Annotated in this window: 18 protein-coding genes; 8 read left to right on the top strand and 10 right to left on the bottom strand. The window is 70.6% G+C overall.

The window, feature by feature from the left end:
* Nucleotides 1-22: 22 nt before the first annotated feature.
* Together DQ384_RS10650 and DQ384_RS10645 are read right to left on the bottom strand one after the other, a co-directional pair.
* Nucleotides 23-772 (bottom strand): alpha/beta hydrolase family protein, encoded by a 750-nt coding sequence (locus DQ384_RS10650; RefSeq protein ID WP_114028573.1) that lies wholly within the window; start codon nt 770-772, stop codon nt 23-25.
* A 210-nt stretch (nt 773-982) separates the two neighbouring features.
* A complete protein-coding gene (locus tag DQ384_RS10645) occupies nt 983-2,221 on the bottom strand; it encodes a GNAT family N-acetyltransferase (RefSeq protein ID WP_114028572.1) in 1,239 nt (412 codons plus the stop codon).
* Between the two features lie 478 nt (nt 2,222-2,699).
* On the opposite strand from DQ384_RS10645, the gene DQ384_RS10640 reads away from it, so the two are divergent.
* Nucleotides 2,700-3,485: an alpha/beta fold hydrolase gene (locus DQ384_RS10640; RefSeq protein ID WP_114028571.1), complete on the top strand. Its 786-nt coding sequence runs from the start codon at nt 2,700-2,702 to the stop codon at nt 3,483-3,485.
* A gap of 265 nt (nt 3,486-3,750) precedes the next feature.
* Here DQ384_RS10640 and DQ384_RS10635 read toward each other — a convergent pair whose 3' ends face one another.
* From DQ384_RS10635 to DQ384_RS10625, 3 genes are all read right to left on the bottom strand, one after another.
* Nucleotides 3,751-3,951, bottom strand: a complete 201-nt coding sequence (locus DQ384_RS10635) for a hypothetical protein (protein ID WP_147268730.1) — start codon at nt 3,949-3,951, stop codon at nt 3,751-3,753.
* Nucleotides 3,952-4,155: 204 nt separating this feature from the next.
* Entirely contained in the window at nt 4,156-5,490 is a 1,335-nt protein-coding gene (locus DQ384_RS10630) for a condensation domain-containing protein (protein WP_220182886.1), read from the bottom strand.
* Nucleotides 5,490-6,890 carry an FAD-dependent oxidoreductase gene (locus DQ384_RS10625; RefSeq protein WP_181871139.1) on the bottom strand — a complete coding sequence of 467 codons (1,401 nt, stop codon included), beginning with the start codon at nt 6,888-6,890 and terminating at the stop codon, nt 5,490-5,492. The genes DQ384_RS10630 and DQ384_RS10625 overlap by 1 nt, the downstream gene beginning before the upstream one ends.
* Nucleotides 6,891-7,029: 139 nt before the next feature.
* On the opposite strand from DQ384_RS10625, the gene DQ384_RS10620 reads away from it, so the two are divergent.
* The 4 genes from DQ384_RS10620 to DQ384_RS10605 all read left to right on the top strand — a co-directional run bounded on the left by DQ384_RS10620 (nt 7,030) and on the right by DQ384_RS10605 (nt 11,941).
* A complete protein-coding gene (locus DQ384_RS10620; protein WP_114028568.1) occupies nt 7,030-7,782 on the top strand; it encodes an SDR family NAD(P)-dependent oxidoreductase in 753 nt (250 codons plus the stop codon).
* Between the two features lie 101 nt (nt 7,783-7,883).
* A complete protein-coding gene (locus DQ384_RS10615) occupies nt 7,884-9,059 on the top strand; it encodes an acyltransferase family protein (protein WP_147268729.1) in 1,176 nt (391 codons plus the stop codon).
* 14 nt (nt 9,060-9,073) lie between these two features.
* Nucleotides 9,074-10,663: an MFS transporter gene (locus tag DQ384_RS10610; protein WP_114028566.1), complete on the top strand. Its 1,590-nt coding sequence runs from the start codon at nt 9,074-9,076 to the stop codon at nt 10,661-10,663.
* Nucleotides 10,664-10,699: 36 nt separating this feature from the next.
* Complete coding sequence (locus DQ384_RS10605) at nt 10,700-11,941, top strand: cytochrome P450 family protein (RefSeq protein ID WP_114028565.1); 1,242 nt, start codon at nt 10,700-10,702, stop codon at nt 11,939-11,941.
* A gap of 65 nt (nt 11,942-12,006) precedes the next feature.
* On the opposite strand, the gene DQ384_RS10600 is transcribed toward DQ384_RS10605, so the two are convergent.
* The gene (locus DQ384_RS10600; protein ID WP_114028564.1) at nt 12,007-12,981 is read right to left on the bottom strand and encodes an NAD-dependent epimerase/dehydratase family protein; all 975 of its coding nucleotides are present in this window, start codon (nt 12,979-12,981) and stop codon (nt 12,007-12,009) included.
* 213 nt (nt 12,982-13,194) lie between these two features.
* On the opposite strand from DQ384_RS10600, the gene DQ384_RS10595 reads away from it, so the two are divergent.
* On the top strand, nt 13,195-14,490 hold the full coding sequence (locus tag DQ384_RS10595; RefSeq protein WP_114028563.1) for a glycosyltransferase: 1,296 nt from the start codon (nt 13,195-13,197) through the stop codon (nt 14,488-14,490).
* 83 nt (nt 14,491-14,573) lie between these two features.
* On the opposite strand, the gene DQ384_RS10590 is transcribed toward DQ384_RS10595, so the two are convergent.
* On the bottom strand, nt 14,574-15,998 hold the full coding sequence (locus DQ384_RS10590) for an extracellular solute-binding protein (RefSeq protein ID WP_114028562.1): 1,425 nt from the start codon (nt 15,996-15,998) through the stop codon (nt 14,574-14,576).
* Nucleotides 15,999-16,130: 132 nt separating this feature from the next.
* On the opposite strand from DQ384_RS10590, the gene DQ384_RS10585 reads away from it, so the two are divergent.
* Both DQ384_RS10585 and DQ384_RS10580 read left to right on the top strand, forming a co-directional pair.
* Nucleotides 16,131-17,675: a methyltransferase domain-containing protein gene (locus DQ384_RS10585; protein WP_114028561.1), complete on the top strand. Its 1,545-nt coding sequence runs from the start codon at nt 16,131-16,133 to the stop codon at nt 17,673-17,675.
* Complete coding sequence (locus DQ384_RS10580) at nt 17,676-19,154, top strand: FAD-binding oxidoreductase (RefSeq protein ID WP_114028560.1); 1,479 nt, start codon at nt 17,676-17,678, stop codon at nt 19,152-19,154.
* 69 nt (nt 19,155-19,223) lie between these two features.
* Here the strand turns inward: DQ384_RS10580 and DQ384_RS10575 are convergent, their stop codons facing one another.
* The 3 genes from DQ384_RS10575 to DQ384_RS10565 all read right to left on the bottom strand — a co-directional run bounded on the left by DQ384_RS10575 (nt 19,224) and on the right by DQ384_RS10565 (nt 22,156).
* The gene (locus DQ384_RS10575; RefSeq protein WP_114028559.1) at nt 19,224-20,435 is read right to left on the bottom strand and encodes a class I SAM-dependent methyltransferase; all 1,212 of its coding nucleotides are present in this window, start codon (nt 20,433-20,435) and stop codon (nt 19,224-19,226) included.
* A 323-nt stretch (nt 20,436-20,758) separates the two neighbouring features.
* Nucleotides 20,759-21,202, bottom strand: a complete 444-nt coding sequence (locus DQ384_RS10570; protein WP_114028558.1) for an SRPBCC family protein — start codon at nt 21,200-21,202, stop codon at nt 20,759-20,761.
* A gap of 84 nt (nt 21,203-21,286) precedes the next feature.
* Nucleotides 21,287-22,156: a phytanoyl-CoA dioxygenase family protein gene (locus tag DQ384_RS10565; protein ID WP_425451439.1), complete on the bottom strand. Its 870-nt coding sequence runs from the start codon at nt 22,154-22,156 to the stop codon at nt 21,287-21,289.
* Nucleotides 22,157-22,199 lie beyond the last annotated feature (43 nt).

Below are 22,199 nucleotides of genomic sequence, written 5' to 3'. Positions count from 1 at the left end.
GCGGCCTTGAACCCCGCTGTGCCTAAAGACTGATGCGTGCCGGGCGCATGTCGTGCTCGCCGATGGCGGCCGAGACCACGGGCCAGGCGTGGGAGAGCGGGTCGATGAGTTTGAAGTGGCCGACGTCAGGCAGTTCGACCAGCCTGGCGGCGGGATTTCGCGCGGCGTAGTGGCGGCTCATCTCCACGGGTACGACGCGGTCCTTGGCGCCGTGCACCAGCACCAGCCTGCCCTCGTTCCGCCACGGAATTCGCATGGTGTCGACATGGCGTAACAGGTCGGTACGGCCGCCGACCAGCGCGATACCCGCTCCCCCGCCGAGGCCGTCGGCCGCCGTCCGGCCCACGTCCGACAGGGCAGCCAAGGCCACGACGCCGCTGATCTTCCCGCCCGAGCAGCCATGCCAGAGCGCGAGGTGCCCACCGGCCGAGTGGCCGGCCATGACGACGGGGCCGCGGGCGGGCACCTCGGCCAGGATCGTGGCGACGGCGGCGGTGATGTCGTCGAACGTGCCGGGATAGCCGCCGCCTTCGTGTCCGATCCGGCGGTACTCCGGAGAGCAGACGGTGTAGCCGTCGGCGGCCAAGGCGTCGGCCATGGGGCGCGTGTGGAGGCGGTCGTACTCGGCTCGCCAGAACCCGCCGTGCACGAGGATGACGACCCCGCGTTCCCCTCCCTTCAGAACGTCGATGACCTGTTCGGGGTGGGGTCCGTAGCGGATGACACGGTCGGGCGTTCTGACGTGGCGTGACAGCAGCTCGTTGTAAGGCATGGCGCGAGCCTACGGCTGCCCGGGGCCGCCGCCCATGGCTGCCGCTGGCAGGAAGGTGCTGGTGGCCGGGCATGAACCGGAAACGCGAAATCCCGTCCGATCAGCTGATCGAACGGGATCCCGTCAACTTCCTTCCACAGAATTGATCCCCAATGTGCGATGAACCCCTGCCGTACAGCGCGTGCAGGTTCACGCTCTGGGTACCGGTGGTCAGAAGAGTTCGAAGGCGTAGGGCGACTTGTGCCATCTGAACGCCGTCGAGGCCGCGGCGAGCGCCCCGTGCCGCACCTCCTTGACCAGGCCCACCTCGACCAGCGCCGACAGCGAGGTGCCTCCCATGTAGGCCGCCCCCAGCGCGCGGACGTCGAACCACAGCTCGGGCTGCTCAGAGGTGGGCGTACAGGTGGCCGCCTCCGGCGAGCCGGTCAGCCGCCAGGTGCCCGAGTTCTCCGGCATGAAGTCGTCGGTGACCTCGATCACGACGTCGATCGGCGTCGCGTACCTCCTGGCGGCCAGCGCCTTGGGCACGTCCACGACGCGGATCCACAGCGCGTCACACAGGTGCGCGTCGAGCTGGCGCGGCTCGCCGACCCAGTAGAACAGCGGCTCGTCGACGCTGACCGCCCAGGTCGAGGCCGAGCGAGTGAGGTCGACGGACAGCAGGAATCGCCACAGCGCACGGTACGCCTCAGGGGTGGTCGAGACCTGCTCGATCACGACGACGTCGCTGATGGGGCCGTTGGCGGTCCAGTTGCTCCTGACCCGCCACAAGGCGTAGCCGTCGATGCCGTCATCGCCCTCGTGGACCGCGACGCGCAGCGCGGAGGCGCCCTGGCGCATCGCCATCGTGTCGGCCAGCCGGTAGTCCCAGTGAGCGGCGGTGCGCTCTGACCAGCCGGGGCGGTCGGCATACACCTGGTCGTAGACCTTGACCAGCGCGTCGCGCAGGTCGGCGACCGTCCCCTCGACGATCCTGCCGGGCTCCTCGCCCTTCGGCACGGTGACCTCGCGGGCGTTGACGTTGAGCCCGAGCCTGCGCACCGACAGGCCATAGCCGAAGCGGTGGTAGATGCGGCCCTCGCTGGCCCAGCAGAGCGTGATGGGCTCGCCGAGCGCCCGCGCGTCCTCGAAATGCCTGCGCATCAGGCGCGTGAGGATGCCCTGGCGTCGCATGGTGGCCGACACCGCGCCCCTGCAGCCGTGCGCGGCGGGCACTACCGCGCCTGGGACGGCGATCTGGCGGGTGTTCGCGCCGAGCGTGCCGACGACGCGGCCGCCGGCGCGTACGATCAGCGAGCGGCTCGGCTCGAAGAGCGGGCGCTCTGCCTCGAGGCTCTGCGGGTCGCCGTCGATGTTGATGCCCCCGGAGAACATCGCATAAATGTCCTCCCAATCCTCATGGGTTGGAACCTCGATCGTCACTTCGTCGTTCTGGACAGCCACAGCCATGACCAAAGCCTCCGGATTTTCGATGCCCTTCGTATGGTCGCGTGGCCGTCTCCCGTGCTTCACCTCCTGAATTGCGCACCGTTCGCAGGTCACGAAAAAATATCCGCGGCGATTCTGAAAACGCCGGGCGCTTCTGGGAAGTCAGGGCCGAAGCGCTCTCATGTGGTGAGACCGAGTGGCCGCCGGCGGCGACGATCTGCCGGGCGTGGTCGTGCTGGGTATGGAGGGCATCGGCGGTGATGACCATGTCGGCCAGATCCTGGCTTCTCAGCAGGGGTGCGAACGCGCCGAGAACGCTCCGGCCCTGTCTGGGAGGTGGAGGCCGACGCGGCGCCCGCGGCGTCTTGTGCCGTGCGATGACGCGCACCCCTCGAAAAGCACTCTCGGAGAAGACCGGTGACCGATCTTGCGGCATCTTGGAGGGACACCTGTGCCCAGGCGACACGCCTTCAGTCAACAGAAGAGCGGAGAGACTCACATGCATGTGACATCGGCAGACGGCACCACCGTCGCCTACGACAAGACCGGTTCCGGTCCGGCGGTGGTACTGGTCCAGGGCGGATTCAGCGATCGAACGCACCCGATCTGGGCAGGGCTGGCAGCCGCGCTGTCGGAGGAGTTCACGGTCTACAACTACGACCGGCGGGGGCGCGGCGACAGCGGCGACAGCGAGTCGTACGAGGTGGAGCGCGAGATCGAAGACCTGGCAGCGGTGATCGAGGCGGCCGGGGGCTCGGCGGCGGTGTTCGGGGGGTCGTCGGGCGGGGCGCTGGCGCTGCGGGCGGCCGCAGCGGGGCTGCCGATCACCAAGCTGGCGGTGTATGAGCCGCCGTTCATCGTCGACGACAGCAGGGCGCCGATCGCCGAGGACTTCCGCGAGCAGCTGGCCACGCTGGTGGCGGAGGGCAAGCGGGGCGAGGTCGTCGAGCGGTTCATGGTCGAGGCGGCCGAGGTGCCCGCCGAGATGGTCGGGCAGATGCAGGAGTCCCCGTTCTGGGATGGGATGAAGGCGGTGGCGCACACGCTGGTGTACGAGGCGGCGGTGTGCGGGCCGGGCAACCGGCTGCCGGTCGAGGACCTGGAGAAGGTCAAGGCGCCGACCCTGGCCCTGGCCGGCGGCAACAGCGGCGCCTGGATGCAGTCGGCGGGCAAGGCGGTGGCGCAGACGGTACCCAATGCGGAGTTCACCGTGCTGGACGGCCACGGCCACGACATCGCCCCTGAGGCGCTGGCGCCCCCTCTGGCCGCCTACTTCCGCGACTGATCCAGCCGGGCAACGTCGAAATGTGCCGGCCCCTGCTTTCGGCCGACGATGGATCAACGGCCGAGAGGAAGTGGACGCACATGGAGATCACCTGGGACCTGGGTGAGGTCGACGACAGCGCCGATGAGTTCGTCGTGCTGATGACGAAGTCGTACTAACCGGCGTCGTCCCCGGGCGGCCGGGACAGCAGAACGGGACGTCAACGGGGCGGGCCGCCATAGAACAAGCCCCGACGTCCGTGTCGCTCCCCCCGAGGAGCTCGCGCTCAGCGCCGGCGCGTGGTGCGGCCCAACCCGCGCGGCAGCAGGCGCATCGGCCCTGCGGTGTCCGCGCCGCTGCCCGAGCGGTACGGCGCCGAGGACGTGGACGACGCGGTGATGGTGCTGCGCTCGGCGGACCTGCACGAGGCCGAACACGCCGCCGTCAGGGCCTTTATGAGGACGGCGAGGTTCGCCCCCGATGACACGCTCGCGGCGGTTCCGCTCTTCGTAGCGCACGGCGACAGGGACCCCCGCATCCCCGTGGACGCCGTCCGGGCCCATCTCCCGCGCCTGCACCCGGACTCCGAGTGGGTGGAACTGGCGGGAGAGGGCCACGGAATGCTCACCGACCAGGCGGCCAGGCAGGTGTTTCCCCGGCTTTTCGCTGGCTGGACCGCCTGGGGTGAGCCTCAGAGCTCCAGCGGGCCGTGGAGGTCGGCGGTCAGCCGCTTCAACAGCTCGCCGAAGTCCCCGACCATCCCGCCGACCGTCTGCTGGCCGTACAGGTTGGTGTTGAAGGCGAACGAGCCGACTATGTCCCCGCTGGAGTCGATCTCCAGGTGCCACATGGCGCCGTCAGGCACATCGCCGCCGTCCCACTGGGACACCTGCCTCCTGCGGAACACCGAGTACTCGAACGCGCCCGCGCTCCCGCGGTCGCCGCCGAGCGGTGACTTGAAGACCTGGAAGGCGACCACGGCGTGGTCGTCACGGGTCACAGAGCTCATCAGCTCCGGCGCCACGCCCAGGATCTGCGCGAACGGCAGGTCGTGCGCGTAGGCCCCGACGCAGGCCTGCCGCGTGGACGCGATCACGTCTTTGAAGGAACGGCAGTCCTCCAGATTGACGCGGAAGGGCAGGAAGTTGAAGAACGACCCGACGGTGTCGTGGAATCGGGCCGGACCACGACCCGAGGAGAAGCTCGGCACGACGACGTCGCGGGTCCCCTCACGCCGGCCCACATAGACCACGTACGCGGCCAGCAGCACCATGAAGGGCGAGCTCCGCGTCTCCTTCACGATGTCCTTGACGGCCACGGTCACCGTATTGGGGAAGGTGAACCGCCGCCACGCCGTGGTCTTGGGCACGCCCGCGGACCGCAGGTGATCGGTCCTGGTGCCGGCGAACTGCGCGCCACGCAGGTTGTCACGCCAATAGGCCAGCGACCGCTCGCCGTCGTCCTGGCCGGCGCCCGCGCGTTCCCAGTCCACGTAGTCGCGGTACTGAAGCACCTCCGGCAGGGGCGAGGGCCGGTGCCCGGTGCGCACGGCGTACCCGTACGCGAGATCCCGCATGATCAGCTGCATCGACCACTCGTCGGCGGCGGTGTGGTGGGCGACCAGGCCCAGGACCGCGTCGTCGTCGTCGAAGCGGCCGAGCACCGCGCGGATCAGCGGCAGTTCCTTGGTGGGGAACGGCTCCGCCTCCGCGTCGTTGAGCAGCTCCTCCGCGCGCCTGTCCCGGTCATCGCCCGGCAGCTCGTGCACGGTCAGCCGGACCGGGCACGGCGGATGGACGACCTGGTGGCCGTCGCCGCTCCGGACGACCTCGGTGCGCAGCGCCTCGTGCCGCGCCACCACCTCGTCCAGCGCCTCCTGCAGGACGGCGGGGTCGACGGGCCCGGTCAGGCGCCAGCCGCAGACGATGATGTAGCGGGGACCGAACGGACCCGCCTCGTCGCCCTGGTCGAAGGCGCGCAGGAACCCCTGGTTCCACGAGAGTGGAAGCAACTCTGTGACGCTCACTATCTCTCACTCCTCGTCAGGGCCCTGGGCTGGGCCGCGCGCCGCGGCGACTCCGCGGGCGTGCCGACCCATGGCAGGGCGTTCCACAGGATGCGGGCGAGCATGCGCGGCCGCATGAGCGCCTCCGGCCCGTCGACGAGCCCCGCGCCGCGCATGTAGGCCCCGGCCACCTCGGGGTCCTTGGTGGCCGCCTGCTGCACCAGACCGAGGAAGGTCTGGGCCACGCGGACCTTGGTGCTGCGCTCGCCCTCCACGCCCGGGAAGCCCATGTCGACCGTGTGCGTCATCTCCCACGGCTGGTCGATGACGTTGCGCGCCACATCGCCGAAATACTGGATGGGGTCCGGCAGCGCGCCGGTGTGCAGGTGCTGGCGGATGACCAGGGCGGCGAGCGCGGCCACGGTCATGCCCTGCGCGTAGACCGGGTTGAAGCAGCACAACGCGTCGCCGGTCACCAGCAGGCCGTCGGGGAAGCGTGTCAGCTTCTCGTAGCGGCGCCGCAGCGTCGTCGGGAAGCGGAAGGCGACAGGCTCGTCCAACGGCTCCGCGTCCTGGACCGCGTCGTAGATGTCAGGGACGGCGAGCGACTTCAGCCACGCGTACAGCCCTTCCTGGTCGGTGGGCGGATGGTCGCCGAGGATGCCGTAGGTGGTCAGCTCGACGCGGTCGCCGTCCGTCTTGGTGAAGATGGCGCCGCGCGGCAGGTCCTTGTTGGCGACCGGGTTGATCGACAGGTCGCCGTGGTAGGGGTCGGCGGTCAGCCTGTAGTGCTGCGTGACGTACCCCAGGCCGATCTTCGTCCGCTCCTCCTCGACCCGCGGATAGCCCTGGGCCTCCAGCCAGATCGGCGTGCGGGAGCCGCGTCCCGTGGCGTCGACCACCAGGTCGGCTTCGATGACCTGCGCACCGCCGTCGCCGTCGAGCGGCTGCACCTTGGCGCCGATGACCCGGCTCCCGTCAGGGGTGAACTCCAGGCCGAGGATGTCGTGGCGTTCGGCGAAGACCACGCCCGGCAGGACCCTGGTTCTCTCTCTGATGTGGTGCTCCAGCTTGGGGCGGCTGGCCGCCACGCAGACCAGGCCTGCGTGCTGGCGCTGGAGCGGCTTGCCGTTGAAGTACCAGCGCACGTCACCGGCCAGGTCGCCGGTCGGCACGCCGTCGGCGAACAAGCCCTCGGTGATCCCCGGGTACATTTCCTCCATGGCCTGCTGGCCCCGGGCCAGCAGGCCGTTGATGTGCCGGCTCTGCGGGCATCCGCGCCGCGGGCCTTGCACACCGATCAGCTCGTCTCGGTCGACGATGACCACCTCGTCGTAGGCGTCGGAGAGCACTCTGGCGGCGAAGAGCCCCGCGAGACTGCCGCCGAGCACCACCGCACGGGTCTTTGACTCATCACCCATTGGATCGCCTCCTGCGCGCTTTAGCGTTCACCACAGGGTCACATCGGCGATGATGCGTAACATCTTCTGAATTGCTGGCCGCGCGCGACAGCGCAATTCTTCAGAAATTCCGCGCGGGGCGGCATGTGATTCTGATCCCATGAACGAGTTTTCCGACAAAGCGGTTCTCATCACCGGCGGCGGCAGCGGCATGGGGCTGGCCACCGCACAGCGGCTCCTTTCCGAGGGCGCGCGGGTCGTGCTCGCGGGACGCAGCCCCGAGCGCCTGGACAAGGCGGTGCGCGAGCTCGACGCGGGCGACCGCGTGCTCGCCGTGCCCACCGACGTGTCGCGCCCTGCCGAGGTCGGCGCGCTGGTCTCGCGCGTCGAGGAGGGCTTCGGCAGGCTCGACGGCGTGTTCGCCAACGCGGGCGTGGCCGGCTTCTCGCGCAGCGGCGACGTCACCGAGGAGGCCTTCGACGACATCGTCGCCACCAACCTCAAGGGCGTCTACTTCACCATCCAGCAGGCGGTGCGGCTGATGACCGGCGGCGGCTCCGTCGTCGTCAACGGCTCCTGGCTGACCCACCGCGGGCTGGCCTTCACCTCTGTGTACGCGGCCAGCAAGGCCGGCGTGATCAACCTGGTCCGGACGCTGGCGGCCGACCTGGCGCCCAGCGGCATCCGGATCAACGCCATCAGCCCCGGCTACATCGTCACCGAGATGTTCGAGGGCATCGCCAACACCCCCGACGCGCAGGAGGCCTGCCGGGCGCAGGTGGCGCTCGGGCGGCTCGGCACCGCCGAGGACGTGGCGGACGCGGCGGCGTTCCTGCTCTCGCCGCGCTCGTCGTACATCACCGGCCAGGAGCTCCGGGTGGACGGCGGGCTCACCACCTCCGTGCCTCTCTGATCCGGCGGCCTGCTCATTCGAAGTCCGCACGTGGCGAGTTGCGGCGGGCAGATGGCCGCACAAAAGTTGGAGCAGGGCATTCTGAGAGAAAGGAGCCCATCGTGACCTCCACCCCCCCTGCCGTGCGCGGAGATCTGCCCGCACTAACGGGAATGCGCATCATCGCCGCGTTACTGGTCTTCCTGAGTCACGTCATCTTCCCCTTCACACAGGGGAACCAGAATATGGCCACTCCGTACGCGGACGACGGCATCACCCAGCAGCTGATGTGGCTGCTGTATCCCGGCGGTTCCATCGGAGTGTCGTTCTTCTTCATTCTGAGCGGCTTCGTGATCACGTGGGCGGCCAAGCCCGGTGACCGGATCAGCGCCTACTACCGGCGCCGCGTCGTGAAGATCATGCCGAACCACGTGGTGACGTGGGCGCTTGCCATGCTGCTGTTCGCCGGCTCGTACACGCTTCTGTGGGGCCTGCCGAACCTGCTGCTGCTCAACGTCTTCGTCAACGACAACGCCATCTGGGGCGGCGCGAACATGCCGGCCTGGTCGCTGAGCGCGGAGATGCTGTTCTACCTGCTCTTCCCCGCGCTCATCATCCCGATCAGGAAGATCGCCGACAACCGGCTGTGGCTGTGGGCGGGGCTGGCCTTCGTCGGCATGGCACTCGTATGCCTGGTCACGCTGACGCTGCTGCCCGACGCGCCCAAGTACCCGGGCGAGGCGCTGTCGCTGCCGCAGTTCTGGTTCATCTACCTGTTCCCGCCCGTGCGGCTGTTCGAGTTCGTGCTCGGCATGATCCTGGCCAGGATCGTCGCCGCGGGCAGGTGGCCGCGCATCGGGGTGCTCCCCGTGATGGCGCTGATGGTGATCGCGTACGCGGCCACGCTGTACATCCCCTGGCCCTACAGCGTCTCCCTGGTGACAGCCATCCCCTTCGCGCTGGCCATCGGCACCTTCGCCAAGGCCAACCTGGAGGGCAGGAAGACCTTCTTCGGCACCAGGCCGATGGTCTGGCTGGGACAGATCTCCTTCGGCTTCTACCTGACCCAGGCCATCGTCCTGTACTGGCTGCGCGAGGCGGTGCTCGGCAAGGCGGAGTACGGGCCCGTGGGCGGCACGCTGCTCATAATCGCGCTCGCCGGCGTCACCGTCGTGACGGGCTGGCTGCTCCACACGCTGGTGGAGCGCCCGGCCATGAAGTACTGGAGCAGATCCCGCAAGCCTCCGGTCCAGCCGGGGCCCGCCGAGCAGGCGCCCGCCGGCGCGCTGTCCAACTGAGAGAGGGGACCTAGATGGACATGAACGCACCGGCGAAGGCCGGCACCCGCGACTGGCTGGCGCTGGCCATCCTGGCCCTGCCGACGCTGCTGCTCTCGATCGACATGAGCGTGCTCTACCTGGCGCTCCCCCACCTCAGCTCGGACCTGGGGGCCTCGCTGACCCAGCAGCTCTGGATCACCGACATCTACGGCTTCGTCATCGGCGGCCTCCTGGTCACCATGGGCCGGCTCGGTGACCTGATCGGGCGGCGCAAGCTGCTGCTCATCGGCGCGGCCGCCTTCACCGCCGCGTCGGTGCTGGCCGCCTACTCCTCCAGCGCCGAGATGCTCATCATCTCCCGCGCCCTGCTCGGCGTCGCGGGCGCGACGATCATGCCGTCGACGATGTCGCTGATCGCCACCATCTTCAAGGACCCCGCGCAGATGGGCACCGCCATCTCGGTCTGGATGGCCTGCTTCATGGGCGGCGTCGCGCTCGGCCCCGTGGTCGGCGGCGTGATGCTGGAGAACTTCTGGTGGGGCTCGGTGTTCCTGCTGGCCGTGCCGGTCATGGCGCTGCTGCTCGCGACCGGGCCCGCGCTGCTGCCCGAGCACCGCGACCCCGAGGGCGGCCGGCTCGACCTGCCCAGCGTCGCGCTGTCGCTGGCGGCCATCCTGCCCTTCGTCTACGGGCTGAAGGAGTTCGCCAAGCACGGCTGGCAGCCCTGGTACGCCGTCGCCATCGTGGTGGGCCTCGCCTTCGGCGTGGCGTTCGTGCGGCGGCAGCGCAGGCTGGACTCGCCGCTGCTGGACCTGAAGCTGTTCAAGCTGCCGATCTTCCGGGCCGCGGTGTCGATCATGGTTCTCGGCGGCATCGTCAACGGCAGCTTCTTCCTGGTCAGCATGTTCCTGCAGACCGTGGTCGGCCTGTCGCCGCTGCAGACGGGCCTGTGGGTGCTGCCCTCGACCGCGGCCACCATCGCCGGCGTGCTGCTGGCCCCCGTGATCGCGCGCAAGCTGCGCCCCGGGTACGTCATCGCGGCGGGCCTGGTCGTCGTGGCGGCCGGCTACTTCGTGCTGAGCCAGATCGACGTCACCTCCGGCGTGGGCATCGTGCTGACCGGCATGATCATCGGCTCGCTCGGCGCGGGGCCGATGGGCGCGCTCGGCAACTCGTTGATCTTCGGCTCCGTCCCGCCCGAGCGGGCGGGCTCGGCCTCCGCGGTCTCCGAGACGGGCGGCGAGCTGGGCATCGCGCTCGGCGTGGCCGCGCTGGGCAGCGTCGGCACCGCCGTCTACAGCGTGCAGATCGCCGGCACGCTGCCCCCGTCCGTGCCGCCCGCCCTCGCGGACACCGCGAGCGAGGGCATCACGGGCGCGATCAACGCGGCCCAGCAGGTGGCCGCGCCCGTGGCCGCCGAGCTGCTCGCCGCCGGACGTGAGGCCTTCACCTCGGCGGTCAACGCCGCCACCGGCGTCAGCGCGGTGCTGGCCCTGTGCCTGGCCGCCGTCGCACTGATCACGCTCAGGAAGGTGCCGCCGGCTTCCGAGCAGGCCATGGAGGAGCCTTCCGAGGAGCCTTCCGCGGACGCCGCCGAGGAGCCCGCGTCGGCCAAGACCTAACACCATCCGAATCGCTGAGTTCTATGGGAGACCACCGTGGAAAGACGCTGCCCCGTTCTCGACACCACCGGCCGTGACATCCATGCGGAAACCGACTTCCTGCGCGCTCAGGGCCACGCCGTCCAGGTGGAGCTCCCCGGTGGGGTGCTCGCCTGGTCGGTCAACACCCACGAGGCGGTCAGGCAGTTGCTCGCCGAGCCCAACGTCACCAAGAGCGCGCGCAACCACTGGCCCGCGTTCATCAACGGCGAGATCCCGCCCGACTGGGAGATGATCAGCTGGATCGCCATGGACAACATGGTCACCGCGTACGGCAAGGACCACGTCCGGCTGCGCCGGATTGTCGGCAAGGCCTTCACGCCGCGCAGGACCGAGGCGATCAAACCGCGCATCACGGCGCTGACGAACCAGCTCCTGGACGCGCTGGCGGCGACGGAGCCCGGCGAGGTGGTCGACCTGCGGGAGCGGTTCGCCTATCCGCTGCCGGCCATGCTGGTCGCGGACCTGATCGGCATGTCGGAGGAGGCGCGGGCGGCCACCGCCAAGGTCATCGACATGATGGTGGACACCACGGTCACGCCGGAGCAGGCGCAGGCGATCCTGTCCGGCTGGCGCGGCGCCATGGCCGAGCTGATCGCGGAGAAGCGGCAGAACCCGGGCGAGGACATCACCACCGACCTGGTGACCGCGCGCGACACCGACGGTTCGCGGCTGTCGGAGGTCGAGCTCACCGACACGATCTTCGCGATCCTCGGTGCGGGCTCGGAGACCACGATCAACTTCTTCGACAACGCGATCACCGCTCTGCTCTCCAACCCCGAGCAGCTCGAGCTGGTCAAGTCGGGCCAGTCCACCTGGGACGACGTGATCGACGAGGTCCTGCGGGTGGAGTCACCGCTGGCGCACCTGCCGCTGCGGTACGCCGTCACGGACATCCACCTCGACGGCGTCACCATCCCCCAGGGCGACCCGATCCTGATCAACTACGCCGCGGTGGGCCGCGACCCGGCCCTGCACGGCGAGGACGCGGGCACCTTCGACATCACCCGGCCGAACAAGGAGCACCTCTCGTTCGGGTACGGCCCGCACTACTGCCTCGGCGTCTCCATCGCCAGGGCGGTCGCCGCGATCGGGCTGTCGTCGCTGTTCGAGCGGTTCCCCAACCTCAGCCTGGCGGTGGACAAGCAGGACCTGGCGCCGCTGCCGACGTTCATCATGAACGGGCACCGGGCGCTTCCCGTGCGCCTCAACGCCCCGGTTCCCGCGACGGTCTCCTAGACACATGACAGAGCCTCCGCACCATCCGGGTGCGGAGGCTCTGTCATGCGGTCGGCGTGATGCGGTCAGCTCGCGGCGGCCACGGGGACGCCGGAGTCGGGGACGGCCAGCCACCACGGGTTCGCCCTGGCCCACTCAATGGTCCGTGCGACGCCCTCTGCCAGCGGGGTCGTCGCCTCCCACCCGAGCAGCCTGCGCGCCTTGGTGCTGTCGGGCACGCGCCGTGGCACGTCCTCGTAGGCGGGGCCCAGGGCGGCGCGCGCGTCCACCTCGACGGTCCTGGCCCCGGTCAGCGCCGCGACCGTGGTGATCGCCTCGCGCACGGTGCTCTCGGTCATGCTGCCCAGGTTGAACACCTCGCCGGCGCCGCCCCTGTCGGCGACCAGCAGCGTGCCGGCCACCGCGTCCGCCACGTACGTGAAGCACCGGGTCTGCCGGCCGCCGTCGTAGACCGCGAGCGGCTGCCCGTTGAGCGCCCGGTGCACGGTGCGGCTCATGACGAAGGCGGGCCGCTGGCCGGGGCCGTAGGCGTTGAAGTAGCGCACGATCGCCGCGTCCAGCCCGTGTTGCCGGCAGAACGCCAGCGTGAGGTGCTCGGACATCGCCTTGGCCGAGGAGTAGGTCCAGCGGTCGGCGGCGGTGGAGCCGAGCACCCGGTCGGCGTCCTCCGCCCACGGCACGGCGGGGTTCTTGCCGAACACCTCGCTGGTGCTGGCGACCACCACGCGCGCGCCGGCCGCGACGGCCCGCTCCAGCACGTTCCTGGTGCCCTGGAAGTTGACGTCGATCACATCGAGGGGGCGGTCCAGGTAGCGGTCCACCCCGACCTCGGCGGCCAGGTGGTAGACGACGTCCGCCCCCGGGCCGATGGCCTCGGCCAGCCGCGCCTCGTCGCGGATGTCGCCGACGACCGTGCGCACCAGCGGGTCAGGCTCGCGGTCGAAGACCGTCACCTCGTCGCCGCGGGCGAGCAGCGCCCGCACCAGATGCCTGCCGATGAAGCCGGAGCCGCCGGTCACGACCGCGCGTGCGCCCGCCATGTCAGAGCATCCTCGAATGGTCGGCGGAAAAACGCATGAGACTCTCCCTCTGAGAAATGGCATGGATAAACAAAAGAACAACTCGTTCCGCCGCCGTCCCGCATCTCCTGCATTGCCGGAAACCGGCACGTCAGGAGATGCATCGCCAATTCCGGAGACTGATACTGGTTAGGGGAATTCCACTCCATCGAGGAGTTCGCGAGGGAGCGCTAGATGCGAATCATGCTCACTGTGTGGCCACAGACGTGCCACCTCTACCCCGCCGTGCCGTACGCGCAGGCGCTGCAGCTCGCCGGGCACGAGGTCGTCGTGGCCTGTCCGCCCGGCGCGGCCGACGACATCGTGGCGGCGGGCCTGACGGCCGTCACGTGCGGCGAGCCCGACACCAGCGGGTGGGTCCGCGACGACCTGCCGCCCGACCCGGAGGAGATGGAGCGCCTGGCCACGGCCCTGCAGGTGACGCAGGACGAGCGCGACACCTGGGACGTGTTCTTCCAGTACTACCTCATGGGGGTCAGGTTCCAGCTCCCGCGCGTGCCGAGCGCGCAGAACAAGGCGCTGGTCGAGTTCGCCCGCACGTGGCGGCCCGACCTTGTGCTGTGGGACCCGTGGTTCCCCGCCGGCGCCGTGGCGGCCAAAGTGGCAGGCGCCGCACACGGCCGGGTCCTGATGGCGCCCGACTACAGCGGCTGGGCCGTCGAGCTGTACGCCAGGCAGGCCACGCCGCCCGTGGACCCGCTGGCGAGGGCGGTACGCCCGCTGGCCGAGCACTACGGCGTCGAAGTGGACAGCGAGCTGCTTGTCGGCCAGTTCACCATCGACCCGATGCCGCGCGAGATGCGCCTGTCGCGCGACCTGGCCGCGGTGCCCGTGCGCTGGAGCCCGTACAACGGCGGCGGCGTCAAGCCCTCCTGGCTGTACGACAAGCCGCGCCGCCCGCGCGTGGCCCTTTCGGTCGGGCTGTCCACCAGGGCGTACCACAAGGGCGAGTGGCGCGCGCCGAAGATCTTCGAGGCGGTCGCCGACCTGGATGTCGAGCTGGTCGCCACGCTCAACGCCGACCAGCTCGAAGGCATCTCCTCGATCCCCTCCAACGTCCGCACCGTGGACTACGTCCCGCTGCTGCAGCTGCTGCCGACCTGCTCGGCCAGCATCAACCACGGCTCCAGCGGCACGTTCTGGGCCTCGGTCGCCGCCGGGGTGCCGCAGCTCGTCGGCGACACGGACGAGCCGCAGCGCGTCATCGTGGTCGACGGAGAGAACAGCAAGATGGCCGAGCGGAACATCCTGTCCAAGCTCGCGATCGCCTACCTGGAGTCGCGCGACGCCGGGCTCCGCCTCGACCACCAGAAGCAGTCGGTCGAGGAGATCAGGGCCGCGATCGTCACGGCGCTGGAGGACCCCCGCTACCGCGACGGCGCCGCCGCCGTGCACCAGGAGTGGCTGGACCGGCCGGGCCCCGCCGACATCGTGCCCACCTTGGAGAAGCTCACCGCGATGCACCGCTGACCAGGCCGCGCCTGCAGCCGCATCGACAAGGGGCCGCGGACCTTCATCAGGTCCGCGGCCCCTTCGCGCTGCTCCGGCGGGTGTCAGCGGTGGAGCTTGACCACGGCCTCCATGTCGGCGGCCGAGTAGTCGCGCCCGGCCCGCATCTCTTTGAAGGCCTCCACGCTGAGGCTGGTCGGCGGGCTGTTCCGCGGGTCGCGGCACCCGGACGACAGCGCGTAGGCGTTGTAGGCGTCGAGGAGCTCCTGCGCCTCCACGGTGGCGAACGCCATGCGCTCGGCCGGGTCGGCGCCATTGAGCACGTCGCCGATCGCCCTGGTCATCACGTCCTGGTTGCCGGCGAAGTCGCCGAACAGCGCGCCCTCGGAGGCCGGGACGCCGCTCTGGCCCGTCGGGAAGCGCATGACGTGGTCGTAGGCCAGCCGGTGGTGCGGGTTGGCGGCGTACCAGCCCTCCTCCTCCAGCAGGTCGTGCGCGGAGTGGGTGAGCGGCAGGAAGCTGTTGGCCTTGTGGCGCTCGGCCGCCATGCGCGGGCTGTGCAGGTACATGAGGAACGCCAGCGCGCCCTCCTGCGTCGCCTCGTCCAGCCCCTCGGCCATCCAGAGCGCGGTGCCGGCGATGGCGTTGCCGACGTACGGCACGTTCGCGTCGTAGGGGAAGATGCCCACCTCGACGTCGAAGCCGTTGTCCTCCGCGGCTCTGAACATGTAGTTGACGTCGTTGGAGGAGGAGATCCGGATCGCCACGTCCTGGTCGGCGAAGGTCTTCAGCGTGCCCGCCCAGTCGGGGATCTTGCCGGTGTAGTGGTAGTGGCCGTTCCTGTGCAGCCCGCGCCACCACTCCACCCAGCGCATCATCTCCGGCGAGGCCAGGTCGGCGACCGTGGCCCGCCCCAGCCGGCCGTTGTGCTCGTTCACGAGCAGGCCGCCCTGCGTGGCCAGCGCCTGCTGGGTGAACGTGCCGTGGTTGGACCACGTGATGGCGTGGGAGGGGCCGTCACGCAGCGCCGCCACCCTGGCGCACACCTCCTCCACCTCCTGCCAGGTGCGCGGCATGCTCTCCACGCCCGCGCGCCGCAGCAGGTCGGTGTTGCCGTACAGCAGGCTCGTGGTGCCCACGGTCGGCATGCACGTCAGGTCGCCGTCGAGGGTGTAGTAGTCGCGCAGCGGAGCGATGATGTCGTCGAGCACGACCGGCTCGCCCAGCACCTCGGTGCGCCCGCCGATGGCCTTCTCCACCGAGGTGAACAGCGGGCGGCCGTCCTGCCGACGCGAGTCGCGCGCCACCTGCGTCATGTAGAAGTAGTACTCCGACAGAGCCGGGACGTGCCCTTCCGCGGCGGCCTCCGCGACCTGCCTGGGAAGCTGCCAGAAATCCTTGCCGTGCACCACCACCTGGTACTCGGGGTGCAGTCTCTCGAAATCGGCGGCCTGCTGATACCACCGATCCATCCAGCCGGGAAACGTCAGGTCGGGGACCCATACTTCGATCGGAATCCTGTTCTTCATGAACCCATGGTTTATCCGTCTTTTTCCCGCCGCATCTCCGCTATTGCGCTGCGTTTTTCCCGCACGCACGGAGGTGACCGGGCGGCCGGGCCGGTGTGATGCTGAGAAGCGTTTCGCGCGAAGGGAATTAACATGAGCGTTGACACCACGTACGCGCCAGCAATGCTTCTCGAGGAGTTCACGGGCGCATCGCCCGACGGGCTCGACGCGGCCTACGCGCGGCTCGTCGGCGCGCTCTGGTCGCCCGGCACCGCGCAGGACCAGACGCTGTGGGACGGCGGCACGCTCACCGAGCGCGCGCCGTCGGCGATCCCCGAGCTCATCCGCGCGCTGGACGGGCTCGACGACGCGCGCGCCGGCCGGCTGCTGATCCTGCTGGGCCTGATCGCCGAAGCGGGGCAGACCGAGGCCGTGCGCGCCGGCCTCGACCGCTACCTGGCCCTGGCCGACGGCGCCGGCCCCGAGCTCGGCCAGGCCCTGGCCTACCTGCTCGCGCATTTCCCGCACGACCGCGACAGGGTGCTCGGCGTCGCCGGCCGGCTCGGCCTGGACTCCGGCGACCGGTCCCGGCTCGACCGCTGCCTGACCCTCATGGACGAGCGGCGGACCGGCCTCGGCCGGGTCTGGCCCGCCCCCGAGATCTGGCGGCTCACCGACGAGGAGCGCGCCTTCGACCAGGCGTGGATCGGCGCGCTCAGCCAGGAGCAGGCCGAGGTCAACTGGCGCAACGACAGCCGGACCGTGTGGGGCTACATGGGGCTGAAGGCGTACTGGTCGATCCGGCGCGGCCCGGTGGTCGACGTGCCCGGCCCGCAGGCGCCGCCCGAGTCGGACGCGACGGGCGCCGACCCGCGCCTCGGCCTGTTCGCGCGGCACCTGTCCGCGCTGGTCTGCCCGTCCTGCCGGGGCCCGCTCGACAACAGCGGCGCCGCCGTGCGCTGCCCGGCCTGCGCGGTCGCCTACCCGGCCTCCCGCGGCATCCTCGACCTCACCAGGGCCGTGCGGGACGACGCCGACGAGGCCACCGCCGACCTGCTCAAGAGCCTGGCCGAGATGCCCAGCATGGGCCTGTACTACGAGGCGCTGCTGCGTCCCGAATTCCTGCGCGTGGCGGGCGGCAACTGGGGCGGCGCGGTCACGCTCGCCGACGAGGACGCCTACATCGCGCGCAGCGTGCGCCCCGTGGACGGCCCCGTGCTCGACCTCGGGGCGGGCGCCGGCCGCTGGACCTCCGTCGTCGCCGCGACCGTCGGCAGCGACCGGCTGCTGGCCCTCGACCTGGGCCTGCCCATGCTCAACGTGCTGCGCCGCCGTGTGCCCGACGTGCCCGCGGTGCGCGCGAGCGCGCTGGACATCCCGCTGGCCGACGCCAGCATGGGCGCCGTGGTCTGCTGGAACGCGCTGCAGGCCTTCCCCGACGAGGCGGCCACCGCCATCGCCGAGGTGGGGCGCGTGCTGAGGCCGGGCGGCACGTTCACGCTGATGACGTTCGTGTGGGACGAGGACCCCGTCTGCCGCCACTTCCAGGCCGCGCACTACTTCCCGAGCCGGCCGGCCGGGATGCTGCTGTTCGAGCGGGAGGAGCTGGACCGCTGGCTCGCCGACGCGGGCATGGTGGTGCTGGAGAGCTCGGGCCCCGAGTCGTTCGCCTTCATCACCGCGCGGCGGGTGAGCTGAATGCCCGTCACGGAGTCGGGAGAGCCCGGCGTGCTCCTGCCCAGGCCGGAAGGGGCCGGCACGCCCGTCGCCGGGCCGGGGCGGTCCCTGCTCATCGCCGGGCCGGGGCAGCCCGGCTACGAGGCGGCGACCGCGGTGTTCGCGCTGGGCGCGGTGCCGAAGCCGGCCGCCGCCGCCGTGGTGCGCACGGTCGAGCAGGTGCGGGAGGCCGTCGGCTTCGCGCGCCGCTCGGGCCTGCCCGTCCGGGTGCACACCACCGGCCACTGGGCCGAGGCGGCCCGTCCCGTGCGCGGCGGGCTGCTGCTGCGGACGGAGATGAGCGGTCCCGTCGAGATCGACCCCGAACGGCGGGTGGCCCGCGTGCCCGCGGGGACCCGCTGGGGCGCGGTGGTCAAGGCCGCCGCCGAACACGGCCTGTCGGTCGCGCACGGCTCTTCGCCGACGGTCGGCGTGGTCGGGTACCTCCTCGGGGGCGGGCTCAGCTTCTACGGCCGGCGCACCGGGCTCGCGGCCAACAGCGTGCGCGCGGTGGAACTCGTCACGGCGGACGGCGAGCTCCGCAGGGCGTCGGGCACGGGCGCGGTCTTCGGCGCGGACACCGGGGCCGGCGGGGACGGCGAGCTGCTGTGGGCGCTGCGCGGCGGCGGGGGCGGCTTCGGCGTCGTCACCGCTGTGGAGGTCGCCCTGTTCCCGGTGGCGAAGGTGGTCACCGGGGCGGCGTGCTGGCCCGCCGTCCACGCGCCCGAGCTGTTGCGGGCCTGGCGCGAGTGGACGCTGACCGCGCCGCGCGAGGCGACGACCAGCGTGCGCGTCCTCAACCTGCCCGACCTGCCTGACGTGCCGCCCATGCTGTCGGCGGGCCCCGTCCTGTTCGTGGACGGCGCCGTGCTGGCCGGGACGGACGACGACGTGGCGGCCGCCCAGGCGCAGGCCGGCGAGCTCCTGGGCCCACTGCGCGGCATCGCGCCGCCGGTGCTCGACACGTGGCAGACGACCGGTCCCGCGGGGCTCCTGGACACGCACATGGACCCGTCCGACCCCGTCGAGGTCATCGGCGACCACCTGCTGCTGAACGAGCTCGGGGAGGCGGGCATCGACGCGCTGCTGGAGGTCATCGGCGCGGGCTCGCGCTCCCCGCTGATCGCCGCGGGCCTGCGCCAGCTCGGGGGCGCCTACGCCGACCCCGACCCCACCGGCGGCGCCCTGAACCACCTGACGGCCCGCTACGGCTACTCGGGCGGCGGCGTCCCCGGGCTGTCGGGCACGCGGGAGGACATTCTCGCCCGGCTCCCCGTGGTCAGGTCCGCCCTCACCCCCTGGGACGCCGGCACGACCGCGCCCACGTTCGTGGAGCGCTTCGACCAGCCCCAGGGACACCTGGACGGGGCCACGGTGGCCGCCGTGGACGCGGTGCGCGCCCGCGTGGACCCGGACGGCCTGTTCCGCGACGACATCATGCCGGGCGCCACCCGAAGGTAGCCCGGACGCCGCAGCGGCCCGCCACGATGTCGTGGCGGGCCGCTCGCGTGATGGGACGGCCGTGACGGGTCAGAGAATGTGGACCTCGGGGATGTAGAGGATCCAGCGGCCGGCGAAGTCGCTCTCCTTCGCCATGATCTCCTTGGCGTGGTTCCACGCGAACAGCACCGCGTAGTCCGGCCGGTCCTCTCGGAACACCGACGGCGCCACCACCGGGATGTGGGATCCGGCGACCACCCGGTCCTGCTTGGACGGCGTCGAGTCGCACACGTACGGGATCAGCTCGGTCCCGATCCCGCAGTAGTTGGTGACCGTGGTGATCTTGGCGGGCGCCCCGTAGCCGGCCACCCGCTTGCCGTCCGCCCGCAGCGAGGTGAGCAGCGCGGTCAGCTCGTCGCGGACGCGTTCGGCCCGGCGGTTGAGCTCCACGAGCGTGGCGGGCCGGTCGAGGCGCCGCGCCCGCTCAGAGGCCAGCAGCTCGCCGACGGCCGCGGTGGGAAGGCGGGCGCCGCGCTTGGCGAGCGTGTAGCGCATGGAGCCGCCGTGGATGGCCAGCGGCTCGGCGTCCACCAGATCGAGCCCGAAGAGACGGGCGGCGGCGCGGATGGAGCTGACGGAGAAGACGAAGGAGTGCTCGTCGTAGAACAGGTCGAAGGCGGTCTGCTCGACGACGGCGCCGAGGTAGGGCTCCTCGAAGACGAACACCCCGTTGGGGCCGAGCAGCGTCACGGCGCCCTTGAGCACGGAGTCGAGGTGGGAGATGTGCGCGATGACGTTGGCGCCGAAGATGACGTCGGCGGGGCCGTGCCCGGCGCGGATCTCCCCCGCGGTCTCCTCGTCGAAGAAGCGCGGCAGCACCCGCACGCCTTTCGACCGGGCCAGGGCGGCCACCTCCTGGGACGGCTCGACGCCCAGGTGCCGGACACCGGCGTCGGCGACCGTGGCGAGCATGACGCCGTCATTGCAGCCGATCTCGACGATGAACGGGTCGTGGCCGGTCAGCTCGGTGCGCAGCAGCCGGCGCGCGACGCCGGCGAAGTGCTCGCTGTGCACGGTGGAGTTGGAGGCCCGGTACGGGTACTCGTCGTGATATCTGACTTCCTGCGGGATCTCGGCCATCAATTGCACCATCGCGCACGAGTCACACATCCCGACGATCAGCGGGTAAAAGAATTCCCCAGCCAATTGGTCAGGCTTGGGGAAGGCATTTCCGCGTGGCTGGACACCGAGGTCTATCGAACCTTTCACCGGCCCAGAGCAGATGCGGCAGGAAGTCTCCATGAATCGACGCTAACATCGCGGGGCGTTGATTCGCTTATCGCCGTTTGCGGAATTCCCGCGCGCGAACGAGTCCGGTCATGCGACAGGGGCGCGGCATCGGCCACGCCCCACCCCGATCGCGCGGTGTGCTCCCCCGCCACCGGCGGCCGTCCGATGTCCGGCCACTCCAGGCAGGTCGCGCCCGGCGCCTCGCCATCGTCGCCGGTTACGGCTCCGCCCCTCGGCGCGGCCGGACATCCCGCAGGTGGAGGAGATCGGACCGGGCCGGCGGACCCCACGTCGTCCGTTGCCGGCGGTCACCGGGGATCTCCCCCGTCGTCACATTACTTGATCTTCGTGACGTACTCGCTGAGGGCGTCGAAGAAGAAACCCCACCCCTCCACGGTGCGGGGGAGCTCCTCCTCGGGGAGGTTGCCCTCCTGCACGAAGACCATGTTGGTGCCGTTGTCGGCGTCGGAGAACGTGACGGTCACGGTCTCCGGGCCGGCGGCGGCCTGCTCCGGGGTGGGCTCCTTGCCGCTGAGGTCGGCCAGCGTGTAGACCAGACGCTCGTTCGGGACGACTTCCTGGTAGACGCCGGCGAAGGGGACCTGGGTCTGCTCGTCGACCACGATCGTGGCCTTCCACTCGCCGCCGGGGCGGACGTCCATGGAGATGGTGTCCAGGGGCGCGCCCCACCAGTGGGTGAAGTGCTCCGGCTGGGTCCAGGCCGCGTAGACCAGGTCGCGCGGGGCATCGAGCACGCGGGTAATATCGATCTTGCTCATCGCGTCATCCTTTCGTGTGAGCCGGATCGTCATTGTGTCCGACCGGGCTGTCCCGATCTTATTCAGGAATGCTCACTTGGGGAGTCAGGAAACCAGGTGACCGAGAGCGGCGTGCCTGACCTCCTCCGACTCCAACCAGATGTAGGGGTCGTTCATCTCCAGCCAGCCCACGCCGGGCGGGCACCGGTCGTAGCCGAGGAGCCTGCGCACCTCCTCGGGGTACTCCAGCACCCGCTCGCGCGGCACCGCGAGGTACTGGTTCTCCTCCTGGCGGAGGTTGCCCAGGTCGTAGGCGATGGTCATGCCGGTGCGGGGCGAGTCGGTGACGTTGCGCCCGCCGCCGTGGTAGACGCCGCCGAGCCAGATCAGCCCGCCGCCCGGCGGCATCTCGGTGGGGATGGCCTCCTCGGTGGCCGGCGCCCGCTCGTCGTCCCAGTGGTGGCTCCCGGGGATCACCAGGGTGCCGCCGTTGTCGGCGGTGAACTCGCTCATCGCCAGCATGACCATGACCCTGCTGGTGGGGCCCGGGTGCGGGCGCAGGTGCAGGGCGTCGTCGCGGTGCAGCGGCTGCTTGCCCTGCCCCTTGTGGATCTGCACCAGCTGGGTGGCGCTGATCTGGATGCTCGGCACCATGTCCTGGCGCGACTTGCCGATCCACATGGGGATGGGCTTTTGCATGATGGCCCGGGCCGCGCCCAGGAACAGGCGGTGCGTGACCACGGGGGTCAGCCTCGTGGTGCGGGCGAACAGCGACGACACCCGCCGCGTGCGCAGCCCGTCGTACCAGTTGTCGCTGTAGGACTGGGCCTGCAGCGTCGGCTCCAGGTCCGCCCACAGCCCCGCGAGCGTCTCAGTGTCCAGGAAGTCTTCGACGATCACGGCCCCGTCCCTCTCCAGGACGGCGACCACGTCGTCGAGATCGGCGTCGGACCTGACTCGAGTCAGACTCGCCACGATCATCACCTTTCTTCGGATCGACTTTCGACGGAGCGCTCGC

The organism is Sphaerisporangium album, assembly GCF_003323745.1.
In the GTDB taxonomy this organism is placed as follows: domain Bacteria; phylum Actinomycetota; class Actinomycetes; order Streptosporangiales; family Streptosporangiaceae; genus Sphaerisporangium; species Sphaerisporangium album.
This window is presented reverse-complemented; position numbering and strand designations above follow the sequence as displayed.

Excerpts from the sequence above, each read along its gene's own strand:
- DQ384_RS10645 (WP_114028572.1), bottom strand. The coding sequence starts at position 2,221 with ATGGCTGTGGCTGTCCAGAACGACGAAGTGACGATCGAGGTTCCAACC.
- DQ384_RS10590 (WP_114028562.1), bottom strand. The coding sequence starts at position 15,998 with ATGAAGAACAGGATTCCGATCGAAGTATGGGTCCCCGACCTGACGTTT.
- DQ384_RS10650 (WP_114028573.1), bottom strand. The coding sequence starts at position 772 with ATGCCTTACAACGAGCTGCTGTCACGCCACGTCAGAACGCCCGACCGT.
- DQ384_RS10575 (WP_114028559.1), bottom strand. The coding sequence starts at position 20,435 with ATGGAGACTTCCTGCCGCATCTGCTCTGGGCCGGTGAAAGGTTCGATA.
- DQ384_RS10580 (WP_114028560.1), top strand. The coding sequence starts at position 17,676 with ATGCCCGTCACGGAGTCGGGAGAGCCCGGCGTGCTCCTGCCCAGGCCG.
- DQ384_RS10570 (WP_114028558.1), bottom strand. The coding sequence starts at position 21,202 with ATGAGCAAGATCGATATTACCCGCGTGCTCGATGCCCCGCGCGACCTG.
- DQ384_RS10610 (WP_114028566.1), top strand. The coding sequence starts at position 9,074 with ATGGACATGAACGCACCGGCGAAGGCCGGCACCCGCGACTGGCTGGCG.
- DQ384_RS10640 (WP_114028571.1), top strand. The coding sequence starts at position 2,700 with ATGCATGTGACATCGGCAGACGGCACCACCGTCGCCTACGACAAGACC.
- DQ384_RS10585 (WP_114028561.1), top strand. The coding sequence starts at position 16,131 with ATGAGCGTTGACACCACGTACGCGCCAGCAATGCTTCTCGAGGAGTTC.
- DQ384_RS10620 (WP_114028568.1), top strand. The coding sequence starts at position 7,030 with ATGAACGAGTTTTCCGACAAAGCGGTTCTCATCACCGGCGGCGGCAGC.
- DQ384_RS10595 (WP_114028563.1), top strand. The coding sequence starts at position 13,195 with ATGCGAATCATGCTCACTGTGTGGCCACAGACGTGCCACCTCTACCCC.
- DQ384_RS10600 (WP_114028564.1), bottom strand. The coding sequence starts at position 12,981 with ATGGCGGGCGCACGCGCGGTCGTGACCGGCGGCTCCGGCTTCATCGGC.
- DQ384_RS10625 (WP_181871139.1), bottom strand. The coding sequence starts at position 6,890 with ATGGGTGATGAGTCAAAGACCCGTGCGGTGGTGCTCGGCGGCAGTCTC.